21 protein-coding genes are annotated in these 21,708 nt (G+C 53.1%); 9 read left to right on the top strand and 12 right to left on the bottom strand.

The features are described 5' to 3' along the window. Positions 1-5 precede the first annotated feature (5 nt). Positions 6-4,466 carry a glutamate synthase large subunit gene (gene gltB, locus OGV89_RS13965; RefSeq protein ID WP_016151061.1) on the bottom strand — a complete coding sequence of 1,487 codons (4,461 nt, stop codon included), beginning with the start codon at positions 4,464-4,466 and terminating at the stop codon, positions 6-8. 684 nt (positions 4,467-5,150) lie between these two features. Here gltB and mnmL point away from each other — a divergent pair. The 4 genes from mnmL to mtgA all read left to right on the top strand — a co-directional run bounded on the left by mnmL (position 5,151) and on the right by mtgA (position 10,221). Then, a complete protein-coding gene (gene mnmL, locus OGV89_RS13960; RefSeq protein WP_003839924.1) occupies positions 5,151-6,080 on the top strand; it encodes a tRNA modification radical SAM protein MnmL/YtqA in 930 nt (309 codons plus the stop codon). 205 nt (positions 6,081-6,285) lie between these two features. Continuing rightward, entirely contained in the window at positions 6,286-8,622 is a 2,337-nt protein-coding gene (gene arcB / locus OGV89_RS13955) for an aerobic respiration two-component sensor histidine kinase ArcB (RefSeq protein ID WP_003025089.1), read from the top strand. Positions 8,623-8,851: 229 nt separating this feature from the next. Next, positions 8,852-9,505 (top strand): isoprenoid biosynthesis glyoxalase ElbB, encoded by a 654-nt coding sequence (gene elbB / locus OGV89_RS13950; protein ID WP_136346019.1) that lies wholly within the window; start codon positions 8,852-8,854, stop codon positions 9,503-9,505. Continuing rightward, positions 9,502-10,221 (top strand): monofunctional biosynthetic peptidoglycan transglycosylase, encoded by a 720-nt coding sequence (gene mtgA / locus OGV89_RS13945; protein WP_003839927.1) that lies wholly within the window; start codon positions 9,502-9,504, stop codon positions 10,219-10,221. Before elbB ends, mtgA begins: the two co-directional genes overlap by 4 nt. A 130-nt stretch (positions 10,222-10,351) precedes the next feature. Here mtgA and npr read toward each other — a convergent pair whose 3' ends face one another. The 11 genes from npr to OGV89_RS13890 form a co-directional block, all read right to left on the bottom strand. Continuing rightward, on the bottom strand, positions 10,352-10,624 hold the full coding sequence (npr, locus tag OGV89_RS13940) for a PTS phosphocarrier protein NPr (RefSeq protein WP_003025086.1): 273 nt from the start codon (positions 10,622-10,624) through the stop codon (positions 10,352-10,354). Continuing rightward, positions 10,621-11,475 (bottom strand): RNase adapter RapZ, encoded by an 855-nt coding sequence (rapZ, locus tag OGV89_RS13935; RefSeq protein ID WP_003025085.1) that lies wholly within the window; start codon positions 11,473-11,475, stop codon positions 10,621-10,623. The genes npr and rapZ overlap by 4 nt, the downstream gene beginning before the upstream one ends. Before the next feature lie 45 nt (positions 11,476-11,520). Continuing rightward, positions 11,521-12,012, bottom strand: a complete 492-nt coding sequence (gene ptsN, locus OGV89_RS13930) for a PTS IIA-like nitrogen regulatory protein PtsN (RefSeq protein WP_003025083.1) — start codon at positions 12,010-12,012, stop codon at positions 11,521-11,523. Positions 12,013-12,095: 83 nt separating this feature from the next. Further along, positions 12,096-12,383 carry a ribosome hibernation promoting factor gene (hpf, locus tag OGV89_RS13925; RefSeq protein ID WP_003025078.1) on the bottom strand — a complete coding sequence of 96 codons (288 nt, stop codon included), beginning with the start codon at positions 12,381-12,383 and terminating at the stop codon, positions 12,096-12,098. A gap of 22 nt (positions 12,384-12,405) precedes the next feature. Beyond that, the gene (gene rpoN, locus OGV89_RS13920) at positions 12,406-13,839 is read right to left on the bottom strand and encodes an RNA polymerase factor sigma-54 (protein WP_003025074.1); all 1,434 of its coding nucleotides are present in this window, start codon (positions 13,837-13,839) and stop codon (positions 12,406-12,408) included. 46 nt (positions 13,840-13,885) lie between these two features. Then, positions 13,886-14,611: an LPS export ABC transporter ATP-binding protein gene (lptB, locus tag OGV89_RS13915; RefSeq protein WP_003025073.1), complete on the bottom strand. Its 726-nt coding sequence runs from the start codon at positions 14,609-14,611 to the stop codon at positions 13,886-13,888. Between the two features lie 6 nt (positions 14,612-14,617). Next, the gene (lptA, locus tag OGV89_RS13910) at positions 14,618-15,166 is read right to left on the bottom strand and encodes a lipopolysaccharide ABC transporter substrate-binding protein LptA (protein ID WP_003025070.1); all 549 of its coding nucleotides are present in this window, start codon (positions 15,164-15,166) and stop codon (positions 14,618-14,620) included. Next, positions 15,135-15,710 carry an LPS export ABC transporter periplasmic protein LptC gene (lptC, locus tag OGV89_RS13905; RefSeq protein ID WP_003025068.1) on the bottom strand — a complete coding sequence of 192 codons (576 nt, stop codon included), beginning with the start codon at positions 15,708-15,710 and terminating at the stop codon, positions 15,135-15,137. Before lptC ends, lptA begins: the two co-directional genes overlap by 32 nt. Then, complete coding sequence (gene kdsC / locus OGV89_RS13900; RefSeq protein ID WP_003025065.1) at positions 15,707-16,273, bottom strand: 3-deoxy-manno-octulosonate-8-phosphatase KdsC; 567 nt, start codon at positions 16,271-16,273, stop codon at positions 15,707-15,709. The genes lptC and kdsC overlap by 4 nt, the downstream gene beginning before the upstream one ends. Positions 16,274-16,293: 20 nt before the next feature. Next, positions 16,294-17,280, bottom strand: a complete 987-nt coding sequence (gene kdsD, locus OGV89_RS13895) for an arabinose-5-phosphate isomerase KdsD (RefSeq protein WP_003025063.1) — start codon at positions 17,278-17,280, stop codon at positions 16,294-16,296. Positions 17,281-17,293: 13 nt separating this feature from the next. Next, complete coding sequence (locus OGV89_RS13890) at positions 17,294-18,271, bottom strand: calcium/sodium antiporter (protein WP_286558841.1); 978 nt, start codon at positions 18,269-18,271, stop codon at positions 17,294-17,296. Positions 18,272-18,486: 215 nt separating this feature from the next. On the opposite strand from OGV89_RS13890, the gene mlaF reads away from it, so the two are divergent. From mlaF to mlaB, 5 genes are read left to right on the top strand one after another with little or no spacing between them, the layout of a single operon-like run. Beyond that, positions 18,487-19,287 carry a phospholipid ABC transporter ATP-binding protein MlaF gene (gene mlaF / locus OGV89_RS13885; RefSeq protein WP_003025057.1) on the top strand — a complete coding sequence of 267 codons (801 nt, stop codon included), beginning with the start codon at positions 18,487-18,489 and terminating at the stop codon, positions 19,285-19,287. 19 nt (positions 19,288-19,306) lie between these two features. Next, positions 19,307-20,089, top strand: a complete 783-nt coding sequence (gene mlaE, locus OGV89_RS13880; protein ID WP_003025053.1) for a lipid asymmetry maintenance ABC transporter permease subunit MlaE — start codon at positions 19,307-19,309, stop codon at positions 20,087-20,089. A 4-nt stretch (positions 20,090-20,093) separates the two neighbouring features. After that, positions 20,094-20,651: an outer membrane lipid asymmetry maintenance protein MlaD gene (gene mlaD / locus OGV89_RS13875; RefSeq protein WP_003025050.1), complete on the top strand. Its 558-nt coding sequence runs from the start codon at positions 20,094-20,096 to the stop codon at positions 20,649-20,651. 18 nt (positions 20,652-20,669) lie between these two features. Next, positions 20,670-21,305, top strand: coding sequence for a phospholipid-binding protein MlaC (gene mlaC / locus OGV89_RS13870; RefSeq protein WP_003025047.1), 636 nt, complete (start codon positions 20,670-20,672; stop codon positions 21,303-21,305). Next, positions 21,305-21,598 carry a lipid asymmetry maintenance protein MlaB gene (gene mlaB, locus OGV89_RS13865; RefSeq protein ID WP_286558838.1) on the top strand — a complete coding sequence of 98 codons (294 nt, stop codon included), beginning with the start codon at positions 21,305-21,307 and terminating at the stop codon, positions 21,596-21,598. The genes mlaC and mlaB overlap by 1 nt, the downstream gene beginning before the upstream one ends. The last annotated feature ends 110 nt before the right edge of the window (positions 21,599-21,708 follow it).

The raw sequence follows: 21,708 nt of genomic DNA, 5'->3' as shown, positions 1-21,708 counted from the left end.
ACCCCTTACTGCGCCTGCACACGCAGCTCTGCTGCGCTACGACTACGGTGACCCAACAGTGCTTTCACATCACTGGATTTTGGTTTTACCAGCGCGAATTTCGCCGAGAATGCTGGCCAGTTCGCCAGGATCTCTTCGCCGTGAGAAGAACCGGTATGCTGTACGTGCTCGGTAATCAGGCCGCGCAGGTGCTCTTCGTGGATCGCCAGCGAGTCCACGCTCAGCACTTCGACCAGTTCCGGGTTTACGCGTTTGCGGAATTCACCGTCTTCGTCGAGTACGTAGGCGAATCCGCCGGTCATGCCCGCGCCGAAGTTAACGCCGGTTTTGCCGAGAATACAGACGATGCCGCCGGTCATGTATTCACAGCCGTTGTCGCCAATACCTTCAACCACGGTGATTGCGCCAGAGTTACGCACTGCAAAGCGCTCACCCGCACGACCCGCAGCAAACAGGCGACCACCGGTGGCGCCATACAGGCAGGTGTTACCGATGATGCTCGCTTCATGGCTACGGAAAGCAGAGCCAACCGGAGGACGCACTGCCAGCAGACCACCCGCCATGCCTTTACCGACATAGTCGTTGGCATCGCCGGTCAGATACAGCTCCACACCGCCCGCGTTCCACACGCCAAAGCTCTGGCCTGCAGTACCGCTGAAGTGCGCTTTGATCGGGTCAGACGCCAGCCCCTGATCGCCATGCGTCTGAGCGATATAGCCCGACAGCGATGCGCCGACGGAACGGTCGGTGTTGCGGATATCGAACCAGAAGGTTTTGCTCTGGCGCTCGTCGACGAACGGCTTCGCCTGCTGTAACAGCTGGGCGTTCAGCACGCCATTATCAAACGGCGGGTTGTTCTCGGTGCAATGCAGCGCTTTACCCGGATGCGGTTCGGCGGTTTCCAGCAGACGAGACAGCTCCAGCTTCTGTTGCTTGGCAGTGAAGCCATCCAGCTCTTTGAGCAGGTCGGTGCGACCAATCAGATCCACCAGGCGGGTAACGCCCAGCGAGGCCATCAGCTCGCGCACTTCACGGGCGATAAATTCAAAGTAGTTGGTCACTTTGAACGGCAGGCCGTGATAGTGGTTCTTACGCAGTTTCTCATCCTGAGTTGCAACACCGGTTGCGCAGTTGTTCAGGTGGCAAATACGCAGATATTTACAGCCCAGCGCCACCATCGGGCCGGTACCGAAGCCAAAGCTTTCTGCACCCAGAATTGCCGCTTTAATGATATCGACGCCGGTTTTCAGACCGCCATCGACCTGCAGACGAATCTTGTGACGCAGACCGTTAGCCACCAGCGCCTGCTGGGTTTCCACCAGGCCGAGTTCCCACGGACAGCCCGCATATTTCACTGATGAGAGCGGGCTTGCGCCAGTGCCGCCATCGTAGCCAGCAATGGTGATCAGATCCGCATAGGCTTTCGCTACGCCAGTGGCGATGGTACCAACGCCTGGTTCGGAAACCAGCTTCACCGAGATCATCGCCTTCGGGTTGACCTGTTTCAGGTCGAAAATCAGCTGCGCTAAATCCTCGATAGAGTAGATATCGTGGTGCGGTGGCGGGGAGATCAGCGTCACACCCGGTACGGAATAGCGTAGTTTGGCGATGTACGGGGTGACTTTATCACCTGGTAACTGACCGCCTTCGCCAGGTTTCGCGCCCTGAGCGACTTTAATCTGAATGACATCGGCATTGACCAGGTATGCCGGGGTTACGCCAAAGCGACCGGAAGCAACCTGCTTAATGCGAGACACTTTATTGGTGCCGTAGCGCGCCGGGTCTTCGCCGCCTTCACCGGAGTTCGAGTTGCCGCCGATGCTGTTCATCGCTTCGGCCAGCGCTTCGTGTGCTTCCGGGCTCAGTGCGCCGATAGACATGGCGGCGGTATCAAAGCGTTTAAACAGTTCGGTCGCGGGTTCTACTTCGCTAATGCTTACGGCTTCATCGCCAGGCGTAATCGCCAGCAGATCGCGCAGCGTGGCCGCCGGACGCTCATTAACCAGCTTGGCGTATTCCTGATAGTCGCTGTACTCGCCGCTTTGTACCGCCTGCTGCAGAGTGCGTACCACGTCCGGGTTGTAGGCGTGGTATTCGCCGCCGTGGACGTACTTCAGCAAACCGCCCTGGCTGATAGGTTTACGCGCCAGCCATGCATGTTTGGAGAGGTTCAGCAGATCCTGCTGGAAGTCGGTAAACCCTGCACCGCTAATACGGCTGACCACGCCCTGGAAGCACAACGCAACCACATCATCGTGCAGACCAACGGCTTCAAACAGCTTCGAGCAGCGGTAGGAGGCAATGGTCGAGATGCCCATCTTGGACATGATTTTGTACAGACCTTTATTGATGCCGTTACGGTAGTTCAGCATCACGGTTCGGTAATCTTTGGCAATCGCCTGAGTGTCGATCAGACGTCCCAATGTTTCATACGCGAGATACGGATAGATTGCCGTCGCGCCAAAACCGAGCAGGACGGCAAAATGGTGCGGATCGCGGGCACTGGCGGTTTCAACGATGATGTTGGCGTCGCAGCGCAGGCTTTGTTCTACCAGACGCGTTTGCACTGCGCCCACGGCCATCGGCGCCGGAACCGGCAGACGATTTTTAGCGATGTTGCGGTCAGAGAGTACCAACAGTACCGTGCCGTTGCGCACCATCTGTTCCGCCTTATCGCACAATGCTTTGACGGTCTCTTCGAGCGTAGTTTCGGTCGCGTCGAAAGTGATATCCAGACGGTCAGCGCGATAATGCTCCTCTTTCATGGTGGTGAGCTGGGTGAAATCGGAGTACAGCAGGATCGGCGATTTAAAGCTCAGGCGGTGTGCCTGACCTTCAGCTTCGCAGAAGACGTTCATCTCACGACCGATGCTGGTGGCCAGCGACATGACGTGCGCTTCACGCAGCGGGTCGATCGGCGGGTTGGTGACCTGCGCGAACTGCTGGCGGAAGTAGTCATAAATGATGCGCGGCTGGCTGGAGAGTACGGCAAACGGGGTATCGTCACCCATTGAACCGACCGCTTCCTGGCCGTTTTCACCGAGCACGCGGATCACGGAATCCAGCTCTTCAGCGCTGTAGTTAAACTGTTTCTGATAGCTGGCGAGGGTGTCATCGTCCAGTTCACGGCTGCCGACCTGATCGTCAGCCAGGTCTTCGAACGGTACCAGGCGGCGGACGTTTTTCTCCATCCACTCTTTGTATGGGTGACGGCTTTTCAGGTCATCATCGGTTTCGGCGGAGTGGAGAATGCGCCCGCTGCGAGTATCGATAACCATCAGCTCGCCAGGGCCGACGCGGCCTTTCTCTACCACTTCATCCGGCTGATAATCCCAGATCCCGACTTCAGAGGCGCAGGTAATCAGCTTGTCTTTGGTGATGACGTAGCGTGCCGGACGCAAGCCGTTACGGTCAAGGTTACAGGCGGCAAAGCGGCCGTCGGACATGACGATGCCCGCCGGACCGTCCCACGGTTCCATGTGCATGGAGTTGAAGTCAAAGAACGCGCGCAGCTCCGGATCCATATCAGGGTTGTTCTGCCATGCCGGTGGAACCAGTAAGCGCATGGCGCGGATGATGTCCATCCCGCCTGCCAGCAGCAGTTCCAGCATGTTATCCATCGAACTGGAGTCTGAGCCGGTTTCGTTAACAAACGGCGCGGCGTCGTGCAGGTCAGGGATCAGTGGCGTCTGGAACTTATAAGTACGGGCGCGAGCCCACTGGCGGTTGCCGGTGATGGTGTTGATTTCACCGTTGTGCGCCAGATAGCGGAACGGCTGCGCCAGCGGCCAGCGCGGTACGGTGTTGGTGGAGAAGCGCTGATGGAACAGGCAGATGGCCGATTCCAGACGCAGGTCTGCCAGGTCCAGGTAGAAGCGCGGCAGATCCGCCGGCATACACAGACCTTTATAGATATTGACCAGATTCGACAAGCTACAGACGTAGAAATCTTTGTCTTGCAGGAGGCGTTTTTCGATACGACGACGCGCGATGAACAGGCGACGCTCCATATCACGCGGACGCCAGCCCGCAGGGGCGTTAACAAAAATTTGCTCGATACGAGGCAGGGAGGAGAGCGCAATTTCACCGAGAACACCTTCGTTGGTCGGCACGTCGCGCCAGCCGACAATCGACAGGGTTTCCTGCTGTAATTCTTCTTCAACAATGCGACGAGAAGCCGCAGCCAGCTCAGGGTCTTTATTTAAAAAGATCATGCCGACGGCGTAGTTTTTGGCTAAACGCCAGCCGCGCTCTTGCGCCACGATGCGGAAAAAGCGGTCAGGTTTTTGTAACAGCAGGCCGCAACCATCGCCGGTTTTTCCATCGGCAAGAATTGCGCCACGGTGCTGCATACGGGCCAGTGCGTGTATGGCGGTACGCACTACCTTGTGGCTAGGTTCGCCTTCTATGTGGGCGATCAGGCCGAAACCACAGTTATCCCTCTCAAGGGATTTATCGTACAACATATCAGTGAACCTCCCCAGGCTCTGAGGGATTCCCATCTGGACCGTTGCGCACGGGCACACCAAGAGCATGGCGACGGGGTTTGCGTGTCATACGCTTACCTCGCATTCGCCCTCTTTATCCTTTTCGCACAGGTCAAACAAGTTTGAGGACTTGCTTCAGAGGGAATCTCAATTACTGCATAAATATGATGAGCAGACTGCTCATCCAGAAAGCTTCCAGCGGATTTCCAAGTTATCGGGAATCTACACACAGGTCAAATGGCAATCTTATTTATGCAAAAATGTGCTATAGGGCAATTAACTTTATGAAAATATTGAAATAAAAGGATTTTTTACAATGATTTAACCTAAGGGGAATCCCCCAGGAAGTGTGATCTGTCTCACTGTCAGAAAGGCTGGATATCCCTCGTCCTCCCTTTATTTATCGAGATGACTGGCATTTTATGCTGGTTTTTAGAGTTCAGGCGTCTTAAAGATACTGTTTTTACGCTGAGAGTATAAGAAGATAAAAAAAACCGCTGAATATAAGGAAAAGTAATTAGATTTTGAGTGAATGAAATTTCAATTATTTTGATTTGTTATGCAATAAATAAAGGCTCGCCAGGGCGATTGATCCAGGTCATCGCCGACTGGGGCAAAAAATGGCAGGCTTTGGCCTCTTTTCAAGGCGCGGTCTACCAGATTATGCAGTTACAGAAATTAGTCAATATGTTTGGTGGGGATCTTTCTCGCCGTTATGGGCAAAAGGTTCATAAACTCACGCTGCACGGCGGCTTTAGCTGTCCAAATCGTGATGGCACCATCGGACGTGGCGGATGTACTTTCTGTAATGTCGCCTCGTTTGCCGATGAAACTCAGCAGCATCATTCCATTGCCGAGCAGCTTGAGCATCAGGCGCAGTTGGTCAATCGCGCCAGACGCTATCTGGCCTATTTTCAGGCCTATACCAGCACCTTTGCTGAAGTACAGGTGCTGCGGTCGATGTATCAGCAGGCGGTCAGCCAGGCCAGTATCGTCGGGTTATGCGTTGGGACGCGCCCCGACTGCGTGCCGGATGCGGTACTCGATCTGCTTTGCGAGTATAAAGACCTGGGTTATGAGGTATGGCTGGAACTTGGTCTGCAAACCGCACATGACAAAACCCTGCACCGTATTAACCGCGGTCATGATTTTGCCTGCTACCAGAACACCACGCGACTGGCGCGTGAACGCGGGCTGAAAGTCTGTTCGCACCTGATTGTCGGTCTGCCGGGAGAAGGGCAGGCAGAATGCCTACAAACCATGGAGCGTGTGGTGGAGACGGGTGTTGACGGTATTAAGCTGCATCCGCTGCATATTGTGAAAGGCAGTACGATGGCGAAAGCCTGGGAAGCCGGGCGGCTGAACGGAATTGAACTGGACGATTATACGGTTACCGCCGGGGAGATGATCCGCCATACGCCGCCAGAGGTGATTTATCATCGCATTTCCGCCAGCGCGCGTCGCCCAACGCTGTTAGCACCGCTATGGTGTGAAAATCGCTGGACTGGGATGGTTGAACTGGATAAGTACCTTAACGAGCACGGCGTGCAAGGCTCGGCGCTGGGTACGCCATGGGTGCAGCCGGGGATCTAACCCTCCGTAGGCCGTAGTCATGTAGGCCTGATAAGCGAAGCGCCATCAGGCGGCCCGGCGCACATTGCCGGATGGCGGCTATGCCTTATCCGGCCTACCGCCTACCCAGTCATTTCACTGATAACCTCCGCATTTCTTGCACATTCTCAAACGTCACGCCAAGAATTGAGTATTATTGTGCCAAGTTGTCGTGAAGGAACCCTCTATGAAGCAAATCCGTATGCTGGCGCAATATTACGTCGACCTAATGATGAAGTTGGGTCTGGTGCGCTTTTCGCTGCTATTAGCGCTGGCTCTGGTCGTGTTGGCAATTGTGGTGCAGATGGCTGTCACCATGGTGCTGCATGGCCAGGTAGAAAGCATTGATGTTATCCGTTCTATCTTTTTTGGTCTGTTAATTACCCCTTGGGCTGTCTATTTCCTGTCAGTGGTGGTGGAGCAACTGGAAGAGTCCCGGCAACGCCTGTCACGACTGGTACAAAAGCTGGAAGAGATGCGCGAGCGCGATCTCAAGCTCAATGTGCAATTGAAAGATAATATAGCCCAGCTCAATCAGGAAATTGTTGAGCGCGAAAAAGCCGAAGCGGAGCGCCAGGAAACGTTCGAGCAACTGAAGGTTGAAATCAAAGAGCGCGAAGAAGCGCAGATCCAGCTCGAGCAACAGTCTTCCTTTTTACGCTCTTTCCTTGATGCCTCGCCGGATCTGGTTTTTTATCGCAATGAAGATAAAGAATTTTCCGGCTGTAACCGTGCCATGGAACTGCTGACTGGCAAAAGCGAAAAGCAGCTGGTGAACTTAAAACCGGCTGACGTTTACTCTCCTGAAGCGGCTGAAAAGGTAATTGAAACCGACGAGAAGGTATTCCGTCATAACGTCTCACTCACCTACGAACAGTGGCTGGACTACCCGGACGGGCGCAAAGCCTGCTTTGAAATTCGTAAAGTGCCGTACTATGACCGCGTAGGTAAGCGACATGGCCTGATGGGTTTTGGGCGCGATATTACCGAGCGTAAGCGCTATCAGGATGCGCTTGAACGTGCCAGCCGTGATAAGACCACCTTCATTTCCACCATCAGCCACGAGCTGCGCACTCCGCTTAACGGCATTGTCGGCTTAAGCCGAATCCTGTTGGATACAGACCTGACCGCTGAGCAGGAAAAATACCTGAAAACCATCCATGTCTCGGCCGTGACGCTGGGGAATATTTTCAACGATATCATAGATATGGATAAGATGGAGCGACGTAAAGTCCAGCTCGATAACCAGCCTGTTGATTTCACCAGCTTTATGGCGGATCTGGAAAACCTTTCTGGCCTGCAGGCGCAGCAAAAAGGGCTGCGTTTTGTACTTGAGCCAACGTTACCGCTACCGCATAAGGTCATTACCGACGGCACGCGTTTGCGCCAGATTCTGTGGAATCTGATCAGCAACGCCGTGAAGTTCACTCAGCAGGGACAGGTGACCGTGCGGGCGCGCTATGACCAGGGCGATATGCTGCATTTCGAGGTTGAAGATTCTGGGATCGGCATTCCGCAGGATGAGCAGGATAAAATCTTCGCCATGTATTATCAGGTGAAGGACAGCAACGGCGGTAAACCGGCCACAGGAACCGGGATTGGTTTGGCCGTGTCGAAGCGTCTGGCGAAAAATATGGGCGGCGATATTACGGTTTCCAGCCAGGCAGGTAAAGGCTCCATCTTTACGCTGACCGTACATGCGCCTGCGGTAGCGGAAGAGATTGAAGACGCCTTTGAAGACGATGACATGCCGCTGCCAGCCCTGAATGTGCTGCTGGTGGAAGACATTGAACTAAACGTTATTGTTGCGCGTTCCGTGCTGGAAAAATTAGGCAACAGCGTGGATGTCGCGATGACCGGGAAAGCCGCGCTGGAAATGTTTACGCCGGGTGAATATGACCTGGTGCTGCTGGATATTCAGCTACCGGATATGACCGGTCTGGATATCTCGCGGGAGCTCACGCAAAAATACGCTCGTGAGGACCTTCCGCCGCTGGTTGCACTCACCGCCAACGTACTGAAAGATAAAAAAGAGTATTTGGACGCGGGGATGGATGACGTGCTGAGTAAGCCGCTGTCGGTTCCGGCGCTAACCGCCATGATCAAAAAATACTGGGATACCAGAAACGAAGAGGAGAGCACTGTGACATCTGAAGAAAGCAGTAAATCGCAAGCGCTGTTAGATATTCCTATGTTGGAACAATACCTCGAGCTGGTGGGACCGAAGTTAATTACCGACGGGCTGGCGGTGTTTGAGAAGATGATGCCGGGATATTTGAGCGTGCTGGAGTCAAACTTGACCGCACGGGATAAAAAAGGCGTGGTTGAGGAAGGTCATAAAATTAAAGGCGCAGCAGGTTCTGTGGGGCTGCGTCACCTGCAACAGTTAGGTCAGCAAATCCAGTCGCCGGACCTTCCCGCCTGGGAAGATAACGTTGCTGAATGGATTGAAGAGATGAAGCAGGAGTGGCAGCACGACGTGGCGGTATTAAAAGCCTGGGTGGCGAGCGTGGAAAAAAAATGACCCCGGCTTGACCGGGGTGCGCGAATACTGCGCCAACACCAGGGAAATCGTGGCTGCGCCGTAAATTATTATCATTGTTTACAAGGGCGCAGCCCTAATTTTCAGGCCGCACGCAGTTAAGATAGCAAATCTTAAATAATTTGTTACATGAATCAGTTAAATGTGTGAAGCGTAGCATTTAAATCATAATAACTAATATGTTTCAGCCAGTTGAGAAAGGAGTATCACGATGAAAAAAGTGGGTGTAGTGCTCAGTGGATGCGGCGTGTATGACGGTGCAGAGATCCATGAAACTGTTCTCACGCTTCTGGCCATTGCCCGCAACGGCGCTCAGGCCGTCTGCTTTGCTCCGGATAAACAGCAAGCGGATGTGATTAATCATCTGACCGGCGAGCCGATGCTGGAAACGCGTAATGTACTGATTGAAGCCGCACGTATAACACGCGGTGAAATTCGCCCGCTCGCTCAGGCAGTCTCAGCGGAACTGGATGCGTTGATCGTGCCGGGCGGGTTTGGTGCGGCCAAAAATCTGAGCAATTTTGCCAGTCAGGGCAGCGAATGCCGGGTTGATAGCGACTTAGCCGGGCTGGCGGTGGCCATGCATCAGGCGGGTAAGCCGCTGGGATTTATGTGCATTGCGCCCGCTATGTTACCTAAAATTTTTGATTTCCCGCTGCGTCTGACCATCGGTACTGATATCGATACGGCAGAGGTGCTGGAAGAGATGGGCGCTGAACATGTGCCTTGTCCGGTTGATGACATTGTCGTCGATGAAGACAATAAAATCGTCACCACGCCCGCCTATATGCTGGCGCAGGACATTGCTCAGGCTGCGAGTGGCATCGATAAACTGGTATCGCGTGTGCTGGTGCTGGCTGAATGAGAACAGGAGTTACCGCCTTTCTGCGACGTATCTTTCTGCGGGCGGTCATTGTCCTCGGCGTATTCTGGGGCGGAGGCATCGCACTTTTCAGCGTGATGCCTGTACCTTTCTCGGCGGTGATGGTTGAACGGCAACTGGGCGCATGGCTGTCCGGTGATTTTGGTTATGTGGCGCACTCAGACTGGGTGAGCATGGACGAGATCTCACCGTGGATGGGACTGGCCGTCATTGCCGCGGAGGACCAGAAGTTTCCCGAGCACTGGGGATTCGATGTCTCCGCCATAGAGAAAGCGCTGGCGCACAATGAACGCAATGAAAACCGTATTCGCGGGGCGTCGACGTTATCGCAACAGACGGCGAAAAACCTCTTTCTGTGGGATGGACGTAGCTGGGTACGTAAAGGTCTTGAAGCCGGGCTAACGCTGGGTATGGAAACCGTCTGGAGCAAGAAACGTATTCTGACCGTTTACCTGAATATCGCTGAGTTTGGCGATGGGATTTTTGGCGTGGAGGCGGCGGCGCAGCGCTATTTCCATAAGCCTGCCAGTCGGTTGAGTCTGTCTGAAGCGGCCTTGCTGGCGGCGGTATTACCTAATCCTTTGCGTTTTAAAGCGAATGCGCCTTCTGGTTATGTGCGTAGCCGCCAGGCGTGGATCATGCGTCAAATGCGCCAGTTAGGCGGTGAGTCGTTTATGCGGGAAAATAAGTTGTATTAGTCGCTACTGTCGCTGTTTTTGTTGGCCTGATTTAAGTGCAGCGCATCAGGCACAATACGACACAATGGCATTGCCGGATGCGGCGTAAACGCCTTATCCGACCTACTGGCTACGTGTTAAAACCACTTGACTAATCTTCATCAAAACCTGAATTAAACAGGGCAACCACTGCGGCAAGGGCTTCAACTTCCTGCGGACCCGTGGCTTCAACTTCTATCTGACGCCCTTTGGCTGAATCCAGCATCAGCAGAGCGATAACGCTGTTGGCCTCGGCTTCCGTTCCTTCATCATTACGCAGCAAAACTTCTGCTTCGAAACCCTGCATCAATTCAAACAGTTTCATAGCTGGACGGGCATGCATGCCCAGCTTATTAGTGATTTCAACGGTTTGCTTCACGGTCATGATTTACGTTTTTCCAGCGTGCGATGGCGTGACTGCACGTTTTTACCGCGTGAGCGGAAGTAGTCTGCCAGCTGCTCTGCAATATACACCGAACGGTGCTTCCCGCCGGTACAACCGATGGCTACGGTGAGATAGCTACGGTTGTTGGTCTCCAGCATGGGTAACCATAGCTCAAGATAGCTGCGCGTCTGGTAGATAAAATTGTGTACTTCTGTGTGCCTGTCGAGGAACGCGGCGACGGGGCGGTCAAGACCGGTCATTGGGCGCAGCTTCGGATCCCAGTGCGGGTTAGGCAGGAAGCGCACGTCAAAGACGTAATCCGCATCAATCGGGATACCGTGTTTGAAACCAAAGGATTCGAAAACCATCGTCAATTCACGTTCACGTTTGCCCAACAGTCGGGTACGCAACATTTCTGCCAGTTCGTGTACGGACATTTCGGAGGTATCAACGATCAGGTCAGCGCGAGAGCGCAAAGGCTCAAGCAAATCGCTTTCCTTATCGATAGCGCTTTCCAGAGACAAGTTCTTGCTGGAGAGTGGGTGCAGGCGACGCGTGTCACTGTAGCGACGAATCAGCGTGTTACGGTCAGCATCAAGGAACAGCAGCTGTGGTGAGAAGCCTTCAGGCAGATTGTTCATTGCCTGCTCGAAAATCTCCGGGGACTCAGGCATGTTGCGCACATCAATGCTGACGGCCGCAGAAATCTGGCGATCGGCCAGAGTACGAGCCAGATCGGGCAACAGCACTACGGGAAGGTTATCCACGCAGTAAAAACCCATATCTTCCAGCGCACGCAGAGCGACAGATTTACCTGACCCTGAACGGCCGCTGACGATCATCAGTACCATGTACTGTTTCTCCTCACAACGACAAAAAAGGATGCCATTGGGTTGTTATGCTTCATCCTGTCCACCTTCGGTGTCCGTGATGATTTGATACAACTCCTGGTCACTCTGTGCGGCGCGCAGACGACGACAGATGGTTTTATCCGCCAGACGTTTTGCGACCAGTGACAACGTATGCAAATGCGTCTTGGTTTGGTCCGCCGGAACCAGCAGGGCGAACAGCAGATCGACTGGCTGATTATCAATAGCGTCGAAGGCGATAGGCGTTTCAAGTTGCACAAACACACCAACCGCGCGCATCGTGTCTTCTTCCAGCTTTCCATGCGGGATAGCAATACCATTACCGATGCCGGTACTGCCCATTTTTTCACGCGTCAGAATGGCCTCAAATACCACCTGAGAAGGCAAGCTGAGCTGTTTTGCCGCCAGTTCACTGATGATTTCCAGTGCGCGTTTCTTGCTTTGGCAGTGAACACCTGCGCGTGTACATTCCTGGTTAAGAACAGTGCTCAGTTGTAGAGTCGTATCGTTATTTGTCATAATTTCACCTAAGCGCTAACTGTACAAATGGCCCGTTGTGCTACACAACAGGCCGTCCTGCACCCGCTAACTGCCCGGACAAGTTAGTGCTGTTTCAGTTTATCTTTATGTTTTGTTAACTGCCGAGCCAGTTTATCAATTAAACCGTCAATGGCGGCGTACATATCCTGACCTTCCGCGCTGGCATGAATTTCGCCACCGTTCACATGCAGCGTTGCATCCGAGATATGTGTAACCTTCTCCACTTTCAACACAATATAGACCTGATTAATCCGGTCGAAATATTGTTCAAGCTTGGCAAATTTTGTATTAACAAAATCGCGCAGGGCTTCAGTGATTTCGACGTTGTTTCCAGTGATGTTGAGCTGCATAGTGTCTTCCTTATCGGTTGGGTCAGACCAGCTGTTTGCGCTGGTTAGACGGCGGAATGGATAAAGACTCTCGGTACTTCGCAACGGTGCGGCGTGCCACCATGATACCCTGTTCTGACAGCATAGAGGTTAACTTGCTGTCACTCAGTGGTTTCGCGGGGTTTTCCGCAGCAATTAATTTCTTCACCAGCGCACGGATCGCCGTGGATGAGGCTTCGCCTCCACCTTCAGTGTTAACGTGACTGGAAAAGAAATACTTCAATTCAAAAATGCCGCGCGGACTGTGCAGATACTTTTGCGTGGTCACACGGGAAATGGTCGATTCGTGCATCTCGACGGCCTGGGCGATATCCGCCAGCACCATCGGTTTCATAAACTCTTCACCTTGCTCAAAGAAGGCTTGCTGTTGCTCCACGATGCAGCGACTTACGCGCAGCAGTGTATCATTGCGGCTTTCCAGGCTTTTAATCAGCCACTTCGCATCCTGTAGATTGCTACGTATAAACTGACTGTCGGCATCGTTGCGCGCGCTATTGCACATAGCGGCGTAGTGCTGGTTGATCTGCAGTCGTGGGATGCTGTCGCTGTTGAGTTCGACCACCCAGCGATCGTTATGCTTACGCACCAGCACATCCGGAATAACGTATTCTGGTTCACCAGTCTGGATCGACTGCCCAGGCCTTGGATCCAGTGACTGAATAAGATTGACGGCTTCTTTTAGCACGTCTTCTTTCAGTCGGGTCACGCGCATCAGCGTGCGGAAGTCATGGTTGGCTAACAGATCGAGATGATCGCTGATGATCAGACGCGCTTCTTCCAGCCACGGTGTGGCTTTATCAAACTGCGAAAGTTGGATCAGTAAGCAGTCGCGGAGATCTTTGGCGGCCACGCCTACGGGATCAAAGCGCTGAACGCGTTTAAGCACGGCTTCGATTTCGTCCATACCGACGTCGTCATCGCCCATGCTTTCGAGAATATCGTCCAGGGTCACGGTGAGATAACCGGTTTCGTCTACCGCATCCACAATGGATGTCGCAATGGCGCGATCGGTATCTGAGAACGGGGTCAGCTCCACTTGCCACATCAGGTAATCCTGTAGTGATTGCGTGGTCTCACCCTGATACACAGGCAGCTCATCGTCGATGTAATCTCCGCTGGTGCCCGAAGGCGTCCCGGCGGTGTAAATCTCATCCCAACTGGCATCAAGCGGCAGCTCCTCAGGCATCTCTTTTTGTTCGAGAGCATCGGCGGTGTCGAGGGTTTCGCTGTCCTGTTTTTCCTGGGTATCAATTTCGTCGTGAAGATCGGTTTGCTCGAGCAGTGGATTACTTTCCAGCGCTTGCTGAAGTTCTTGCTGAAGTTCCAGCGTGGACAGCTGCAACAGACGGATAGCCTGTTGTAGCTGAGGCGTCATCGCCAGTTGTTGGCTAAGCCTGAGTTGCAAACCTTGCTTCATGTTCAGAGTTGTTTTCTCCTGCGGTGACGTGAAGTCTTCTACCCTATCAGAGTCTGAAGTCTTCCCCAAGGTATACGCGCTTAACGTGCTCATCCTGCAGTATTTCTGTTGGCGTGCCGTGCGCGATCAGGTGCCCCTGACTCACGATATAGGCGCGCTCACACACTGCCAGCGTTTCGCGGACGTTATGGTCGGTAATCAGCACGCCAAGGCCGCTGTCGCGCAGGTGTTCGATGATCCGTTTGATATCAATAACGGAAATCGGGTCAACACCGGCAAACGGTTCATCCAGCAGGATAAATTTCGGATTAGCGGCCAGTGCGCGGGCGATCTCCACGCGGCGTCGTTCACCACCGGAGAGCGACTGCCCCATACTGTCACGCAGGTGTTCGATGTGGAATTCTTCCATCAGCTCGTTGGCGCGATCTTCCCGCTGCTCGCTGGTCAGATCGTCACGAATTTGCAGTACCGCCATCAGGTTATCAAACACGCTCAGACGACGGAAAATCGATGCTTCCTGCGGTAAGTAGCCGATGCCGCGACGCGCGCGTGCATGCAGAGGCAGCAGGCTGATGTCTTCGTCATCAATGATAATGTTACCCGCATCGCGCGGGACAATGCCGACCACCATGTAAAAGGTTGTTGTCTTGCCTGCACCGTTAGGACCGAGCAGACCGACGATCTCCCCGGAGTTGACGGTCAGACTGACATCTTCCACCACACGACGGCCTTTATAGGCTTTTGCAAGGTTCTTTGCAGTTAATGTTGCCATAACGAATCAGTTACCTTTTTTCTCTGCCGGAGCCTTGTTTTTGTCCTGCAACTGCGACGGAACCAGAACGGTGGTGACGCGTTTGCCTTTATCGCTGAAGGCCTGCATTTTCTGCTCTTTTACCAGATAGGTGATCTTATCGCCCGTGATGTTGCTATCGAGCTGTTCCAGATACGCCTTGCCGGTTAGCACGACAAAGTCTTTCGCCAGTTCATAGTGCATCTGCGAGGCGCGGCCTTTAACCGGTTTACCGTTGTCCTGCATCTGGTAAAACGTCGCTGGATTGCCATAGCCGTCAATCACTTCTTTGCCGTCTTCGCCGCCAGGACGGGTCACGACGACTTTATCGGCGTTAATTTTGATGGTGCCCTGAGTCACAATCACGTTGCCAGTAAACGTCACCACGTTGCCCTGCATATCCAGGGACTGCTGGTCCGACTCAATGTGAATCGGCTGCTCGGTATCGCCGGTGACGGCAAATGCCGGAATGCTGGCGGCCAGAAGTGAGCTGGCAAGTACAAGATTAAGGCTGAGTTTGTTTGTTTTGGATTTCATATGAGGTTCTAACCTTTTCAATCAGCTCGGCGTTCTTGCTGCGTAAGTTGCCGCGCATCTTCAGTCCGCTGGAGTTAAATGTTGTGCCATACAACGTCACCAGATCATCGGAAGTGACATCTTGTGTCACCAGGTTAATCTGCGCGTTATCGGTCGTAATTCTGCGTAGTTGAGAGTCAGGCACCAGGGCGTTAACCTCAACATGGCCGTACAGATACAGCATCCGATCGTTGGTCAATTTGGCTTTATCGGCCTTGATCGTCCAGGTCGGTACTTTATCCTTATCAAATGTGGTTAATACTGGTTGAGTAAACCACGAAACCGCTTGTTCCGAATAATATTCAACGTGTTGTGCGATCAAGTGATAGCTCAGCGCGCCTTCCGGACTATACACGACGGTATCAGTATGTTCGCTCTTATAGGTTGGCTCGTTGTTATTGACGACGACCTGAGCGGTGTCCTCTTTGTCTGCCAGATTAATACCAATCATCACAAGGACAGCCAGCGACAGTAGAATGATAACCCAACGTCTGGTTTTGCTCATATCGATTGCCCTTTGGCCTCGTCCAGTTTGCCCTGCGCCAGGAGTAATAAATCGCAGACTTCACGCACAGCGCCACGTCCCCCATTAATACGGGTGACATAATCGGCCCGTGGGATCAGCAAAGGGTGGGCATCTGCCACCGCGACGCTCAATCCCACTTGTGCCATCACCGGCCAGTCGATCAGGTCATCGCCAACGTAGGCGACATTCTCCGGCGCGATCGCCAGTTTGCTAAGGAGATCGCCAAAGGCAACCAGTTTGTCTGACTGCCCCTGATACAGGTGGGTGATCCCCAAAGTGGCACAGCGATCTTCTACAAGTTTAGCCTTTCGTCCGGTAATAATGGCAACCTCAATACCGGAAGTGAGCGCACAGCGAATTCCGTAACCATCGCGGACGTTAAAAGCCTTCAGCTCTTCACCGTTGTTGCCCATATAAATCAGACCATCAGACAGTACGCCATCCACATCCAGGATCAGCAAACGGATGTTTTCTGCCCGGGTGATAACGTCTGCGCTGACGGGTCCATAACAGGTCGCAAGCGACGCACCTGCTTTACTCATTTTCGTTATCCTTGAGTTTCTTACACTACACCTGCACGTAGCAGATCATGCATATGTAACACACCGAGTAACTGGTCGCCATCAGCAACCATTACCGAGGTGATATGGCGGGACTGCATTAAGTTCAGGGCATCGACGGCAAGAATACCCGGACGCACGCGAATGCCTCCAGGGGTCATCACATCGGCAATGCCTAACTGGCGTACATCAACGCCCATATCGAAGACACGACGTAAATCACCATCGGTGAAAATACCGTCAATCTTCATGGCATCATCGCAAATGACGGTCATGCCGAGATTTTTACGCGTGATCTCAATTAAGGCGTCACGCAGGCTGGCGTTTTTGGTTACATGCGGGATCTCGTCGCCCGTATGCATAATATCGTTAACGCGCAGTAAAAGCTTACGGCCCAGTGCGCCACCGGGATGAGACAATGCAAAATCTTCCGCGGTAAAGCCGCGCGCTTTTAATAATGCCACCGCAAGGGCATCGCCCATCACCAGTGTTGCTGTCGTGCTGCTGGTCGGCGCCAGGCCTAACGGACAAGCTTCCTTGGGCACTTTAACACACAGATGCACATCTGCTGCACGCGCCATACTGCTTTCCGGACGACCGGTCATGCATATAAGCGGTACATGAAGACGTTTTAATACCGGGATCAGCGCCGCTATCTCATTGGATTCACCGGAGTTAGAGATGGCGATGACCACATCCTGCGGCGAGACCATACCCAGATCGCCATGTGCAGCTTCGCCTGGGTGTACAAAAAATGAGGGGGTGCCGGTGCTGGCAAATGTGGCTGCCATTTTCCGCCCGATATGGCCGGATTTCCCCATTCCCATCACCACGACTTTGCCCGGGCAACTGAATATTTTCTCGCATGCCAGGGTAAAATTTTGGTTGATGTACTGATCAAGCTCCGCCAGGCCTTCACGTTCAATTGCCAGGACTTCCTTGCCTGCTTGCTGAAAGTCAAAACCCGGTTGCAACTCTAAGTGCGACATAATGCGTTTCCAGTTATCCAACGAGAAGTGGCGATAACCAATACAGCATCGCCAGCCATATGATAAAACCGCCGGTCAGCAGCGCGCCCGCGCCGCGACCAATCTGGCGCGGACGTCGCCAGCAGAGTAATGCAAAAATAACGCTCACCAGCAGCATGACGCTGTAGTCCCGGACGAAGGCCATCGGATTGACTTCGCCCGGCGTAATCAACGCCGGTAGCCCGAGGACGATAACAATATTAAAAATGTTCGCGCCGATAATGTTACCGACGGCAATATCGTTTTCACCTTTACGCAGACCCGCAACCGCCGTTGCCAGTTCCGGCAGGCTGGTACCAATGGCGACCACCGTCAACCCGATGGTGAGTTCGCTCATGGCGAAATAGTTCGCCAGTACGGTAGCGTTATCTACCACCATACGCGTAGCCATAGGCATAATAATCAGCGCAATACCCAACCACAAAAATGCGACGGGTAACCCGCCTTCGCGCGGCAGCTCAGCTATCTGCTCGCGTGTCAGGCTGTCATTGCCTTGTCGCTCGGCCAGACGAGCGATTTTAACAATGAATAGCAGCCATAGCACGGCCAGGAGCAGAAGAAAGAAACCGTCGCTGCGGCTCAACTGCCCGTCATACAGGACGGATGCAGCTAAAATACTTACCAGCAACATTAGCGGTAATTCACGACGCAGAACATCAGAATGCACGGTAAAAGGATGAATCAGCGCCGACAGGCCTAAAATAAGCAGAATGTTGGTGATGTTAGAACCTATGGCGGTCCCGACAGCCAGATCGAGTTGCCCATTCATCGATGCGGCAACGGATACAATGATCTCGGGTAACGACGTACCAATGCTGACCACGGTCATTCCGATGATAATGGGTGGAATACCGACGTTTCGACATAAAATGGATGCGGCAAATACCAGACGGTCGGCACCGTAGACCACCAGAAGTAAACCAATTATTAACAGCGCCGTCGCTAAAAGCATCTAAAGTCCTTTCTTCAGGTATACTCGCCGGTCCTCTTGAAGGATCTTCTGGAAGCCGTAACGAAGTCTTAATTTTGACTTTATGCGGCTAAAAAGTAAAACAAATGCCAGCTTTCGCTAACCAGGACAGGCAATAATCTGTAAATATGTTGAGTTCAGGGCTAAATTGAGCGCCAAACTCTTCGATCAACAAGGCAATAGTAAAGGATGAATCAATGGGGCAGTCTGTGGCGAATCTAGTCGATATGCGCGATGTCAGCTTTTCCCGGGGCGACCGCTGCATCTTTGATAATATTTCCCTGACGGTACCGCGCGGTAAGGTGACGGCAATCATGGGGCCATCAGGCATCGGCAAAACGACGCTGTTGCGTCTGATTGGCGGACAGATCTCACCGGATAAGGGCGAGATTCTGTTTGACGGTGAGAACGTCCCGGCCATGTCCCGTTCGCGTTTATTTACCGTGCGTAAGCGCATGAGTATGCTGTTTCAGTCAGGTGCGCTATTTACCGACATGAATGTGTTTGACAACGTTGCGTACCCTCTGCGCGAGCATACGACGTTGCCAGCGCCGTTGCTGAAGAGCACGGTGATGATGAAGCTCGAGGCGGTCGGCCTGCGGGGTGCGGCCAAATTAATGCCTTCTGAATTATCCGGTGGGATGGCGCGCCGCGCTGCGTTAGCGCGTGCTATCGCGCTGGAGCCTGACCTCATTATGTTTGATGAGCCGTTCGTCGGTCAGGATCCCATCACCATGGGCGTGCTGGTGAAGTTGATTTCAGAACTGAACAGCGCGCTGGGTGTCACCTGTGTGGTGGTATCCCATGATGTGCCTGAAGTACTGAGTATTGCGGATTACGCCTATATAATGGCGGACAAAAAAATAGTGGCCTACGGTAGTGCTCAGGCGCTACAAGAAAATGCCGATCCGCGCGTACGCCAGTTCCTTGACGGCATTGCCGATGGACCGGTTCCGTTCCGTTACCCGGCGGGTGACTACCATATCGATTTACTCTAAACAGGGAGTTAAGCCACCCATGTTGTTAAATGCGCTGGCATCACTCGGACATCGGGGAATAAAAACCCTCAGGACGTTCGGGCGAGCCGGATTAATGTTGTTCAATGCGGTTGTCGGCAAACCGGAGTTTCGCAAACATGCGCCGCTGCTGATACGCCAGCTTTATAATGTCGGTGTCTTATCGATGCTGATCATTATTGTGTCAGGCGTATTCATCGGTATGGTGTTGGGATTGCAGGGATACCTGGTGCTGACGACCTACAGTGCGGAAACCAGCCTCGGTATGCTGGTGGCACTGTCATTGTTACGTGAGCTGGGGCCGGTTGTTGCGGCGCTGCTGTTTGCCGGGCGAGCCGGATCGGCCTTAACCGCAGAGATTGGTCTGATGAGAGCGACCGAGCAGCTTTCCAGCCTGGAAATGATGGCCGTCGATCCACTGCGCCGGGTGATCTCTCCGCGTTTTTGGGCCGGTGTCATTTCATTGCCGCTGCTAACGATTATATTTGTCGCCGTGGGGATCTGGGGTGGTTCACTGGTTGGCGTAAGCTGGAAGGGTATTGATGCGGGCTTTTTCTGGTCGGCTATGCAAAATGCCGTCGACTGGCGTCTGGACCTGGTCAACTGTCTGATTAAGAGCGTGGTGTTCGCCATTACGGTCACCTGGATTGCATTGTTCAATGGTTATGATGCGATCCCGACCTCTGCCGGGATTAGCCGGGCAACGACACGCACCGTTGTGCACGCCTCTCTTGCCGTTCTGGGGCTGGATTTTGTGCTGACCGCACTGATGTTTGGGAATTGAGTTCATGCAAACGAAAAAAAATGAAATTTGGGTCGGGTTATTCCTGCTGGTTGCGCTGCTGGCTGCGCTGTTTGTCTGCCTGAAGGCGGCGAACGTTACCTCAATGCGTACTGAGCCGACTTACACGATTTATGCGACCTTTGATAATATCGGCGGCCTGAGAGAGCGTTCTCCGGTGCGGATTGGCGGGGTGGTAGTTGGACGCGTATCGGACATCTCGTTAGATCCGAAAACGTACCTGCCGCGCGTGACGCTGGAAATCGAATCGCGTTTTAACCATATTCCTGACACCAGTTCTCTGAGCATCCGTACTTCCGGTCTGCTGGGCGAACAGTATCTGGCATTGAACGTGGGTTTTGAAGATCCTGAGCTGGGAACGTCTATCCTCAAAGATGGCGGTACGATTCAGGACACGAAATCCGCGATGGTGCTGGAAGATATGATTGGTCAGTTCCTTTACAACAGCAACAGTAAAGGTGATGACAATAAGAATTCTGGCGATGCGCCAGCCGCAACTGAAGGCAATAATGAAGCCACTACGCCTGCGGGCGCAACGAAATAATATCAGGAGAATCGACGTATGTTTAAACGATTGATGATGGTGGCTATGCTGGTGATTGCTCCACTTAGCGCGGCAACCGCAGCAGACCAGACTAACCCGTACAAACTGATGGATGAGGCGGCGCAAAAGACCTTTGACCGTCTGAAAAACGAGCAACCAAAAATCCGTTCCAACCCCGATTACCTGCGTCAGGTCGTCGATCAGGAACTGCTGCCTTATGTGCAGGTTAAGTATGCCGGCGCGCTGGTGCTGGGCCGTTACTACAAAGATGCGACTCCTGCCCAACGTGAAGCCTATTTTGCTGCATTCCGTGAATATCTGAAGCAGGCTTACGGCCAGGCACTGGCGATGTACCACGGCCAGACCTATCAGATTGCCCCTGAGCAGCCGTTGGGTGATGCGACCATCGTACCTATCCGCGTAACCATCATCGATCCAAACGGTCGTCCTCCGGTACGTCTGGATTTCCAGTGGCGTAAAAACTCCCAGACCGGTAACTGGCAGGCGTATGACATGATCGCCGAAGGCGTAAGTATGATCACCACCAAACAAAATGAGTGGAGCGACCTGCTGCGTACCAAAGGTATTGATGGCCTGACGGCACAGCTGAAATCTATTTCTCAGCAGAAAATCACTCTGGAAGAGAAAAAATAATGACGCAGTCACTCACCTGGACGCGCGAAGGCGACAAGCTGGTGATGGTGGGAGAACTGGATCAGGACGTGTTAAATCCCTTATGGGATGCGCGAATTGAGGCGATGAAAGGGGTATCCTGCATCGATCTGAACCAGGTATCCCGGGTAGATACCGGCGGTCTGGCGTTACTGTTGCATCTGATTAATCAAGGCAAGCAGCAGGGAAACAGCGTTTCGCTCACTGGTGTTAACGATAAAGTGTACACGCTGGCGCAGCTTTACAATTTGCCTGACGACGTCCTTCCGCGTTAATTTTTCCAGGCCGGATAAGGTCTTGTGCCGCTATCCGGCAAAACCCCTGAGGGGGATCTGCCACTAAAGCCTTGTCTGATTTATCAGCGAGGCTTTTTGCTTATTTATGA

The sequence above is a fragment of the Citrobacter sp. Cf125 genome, from assembly GCF_030333935.1.
GTDB lineage: Bacteria > Pseudomonadota > Gammaproteobacteria > Enterobacterales > Enterobacteriaceae > Citrobacter > Citrobacter freundii.
This window is presented reverse-complemented; position numbering and strand designations above follow the sequence as displayed.

Bases quoted from the DNA above. Each gene is read 5' to 3' on its own strand.
- gltB (WP_016151061.1), bottom strand. From the start codon at position 4,466: ATGTTGTACGATAAATCCCTTGAGAGGGATAACTGTGGTTTCGGCCTG.
- mnmL (WP_003839924.1), top strand. From the start codon at position 5,151: ATGCAGTTACAGAAATTAGTCAATATGTTTGGTGGGGATCTTTCTCGC.
- arcB (WP_003025089.1), top strand. From the start codon at position 6,286: ATGAAGCAAATCCGTATGCTGGCGCAATATTACGTCGACCTAATGATG.
- elbB (WP_136346019.1), top strand. From the start codon at position 8,852: ATGAAAAAAGTGGGTGTAGTGCTCAGTGGATGCGGCGTGTATGACGGT.
- mtgA (WP_003839927.1), top strand. From the start codon at position 9,502: ATGAGAACAGGAGTTACCGCCTTTCTGCGACGTATCTTTCTGCGGGCG.
- npr (WP_003025086.1), bottom strand. From the start codon at position 10,624: ATGACCGTGAAGCAAACCGTTGAAATCACTAATAAGCTGGGCATGCAT.
- rapZ (WP_003025085.1), bottom strand. From the start codon at position 11,475: ATGGTACTGATGATCGTCAGCGGCCGTTCAGGGTCAGGTAAATCTGTC.
- ptsN (WP_003025083.1), bottom strand. From the start codon at position 12,012: ATGACAAATAACGATACGACTCTACAACTGAGCACTGTTCTTAACCAG.
- hpf (WP_003025078.1), bottom strand. From the start codon at position 12,383: ATGCAGCTCAACATCACTGGAAACAACGTCGAAATCACTGAAGCCCTG.
- rpoN (WP_003025074.1), bottom strand. From the start codon at position 13,839: ATGAAGCAAGGTTTGCAACTCAGGCTTAGCCAACAACTGGCGATGACG.
- lptB (WP_003025073.1), bottom strand. From the start codon at position 14,611: ATGGCAACATTAACTGCAAAGAACCTTGCAAAAGCCTATAAAGGCCGT.
- lptA (WP_003025070.1), bottom strand. From the start codon at position 15,166: ATGAAATCCAAAACAAACAAACTCAGCCTTAATCTTGTACTTGCCAGC.
- lptC (WP_003025068.1), bottom strand. From the start codon at position 15,710: ATGAGCAAAACCAGACGTTGGGTTATCATTCTACTGTCGCTGGCTGTC.
- kdsC (WP_003025065.1), bottom strand. From the start codon at position 16,273: ATGAGTAAAGCAGGTGCGTCGCTTGCGACCTGTTATGGACCCGTCAGC.
- kdsD (WP_003025063.1), bottom strand. From the start codon at position 17,280: ATGTCGCACTTAGAGTTGCAACCGGGTTTTGACTTTCAGCAAGCAGGC.
- OGV89_RS13890 (WP_286558841.1), bottom strand. From the start codon at position 18,271: ATGCTTTTAGCGACGGCGCTGTTAATAATTGGTTTACTTCTGGTGGTC.
- mlaF (WP_003025057.1), top strand. From the start codon at position 18,487: ATGGGGCAGTCTGTGGCGAATCTAGTCGATATGCGCGATGTCAGCTTT.
- mlaE (WP_003025053.1), top strand. From the start codon at position 19,307: ATGTTGTTAAATGCGCTGGCATCACTCGGACATCGGGGAATAAAAACC.
- mlaD (WP_003025050.1), top strand. From the start codon at position 20,094: ATGCAAACGAAAAAAAATGAAATTTGGGTCGGGTTATTCCTGCTGGTT.
- mlaC (WP_003025047.1), top strand. From the start codon at position 20,670: ATGTTTAAACGATTGATGATGGTGGCTATGCTGGTGATTGCTCCACTT.
- mlaB (WP_286558838.1), top strand. From the start codon at position 21,305: ATGACGCAGTCACTCACCTGGACGCGCGAAGGCGACAAGCTGGTGATG.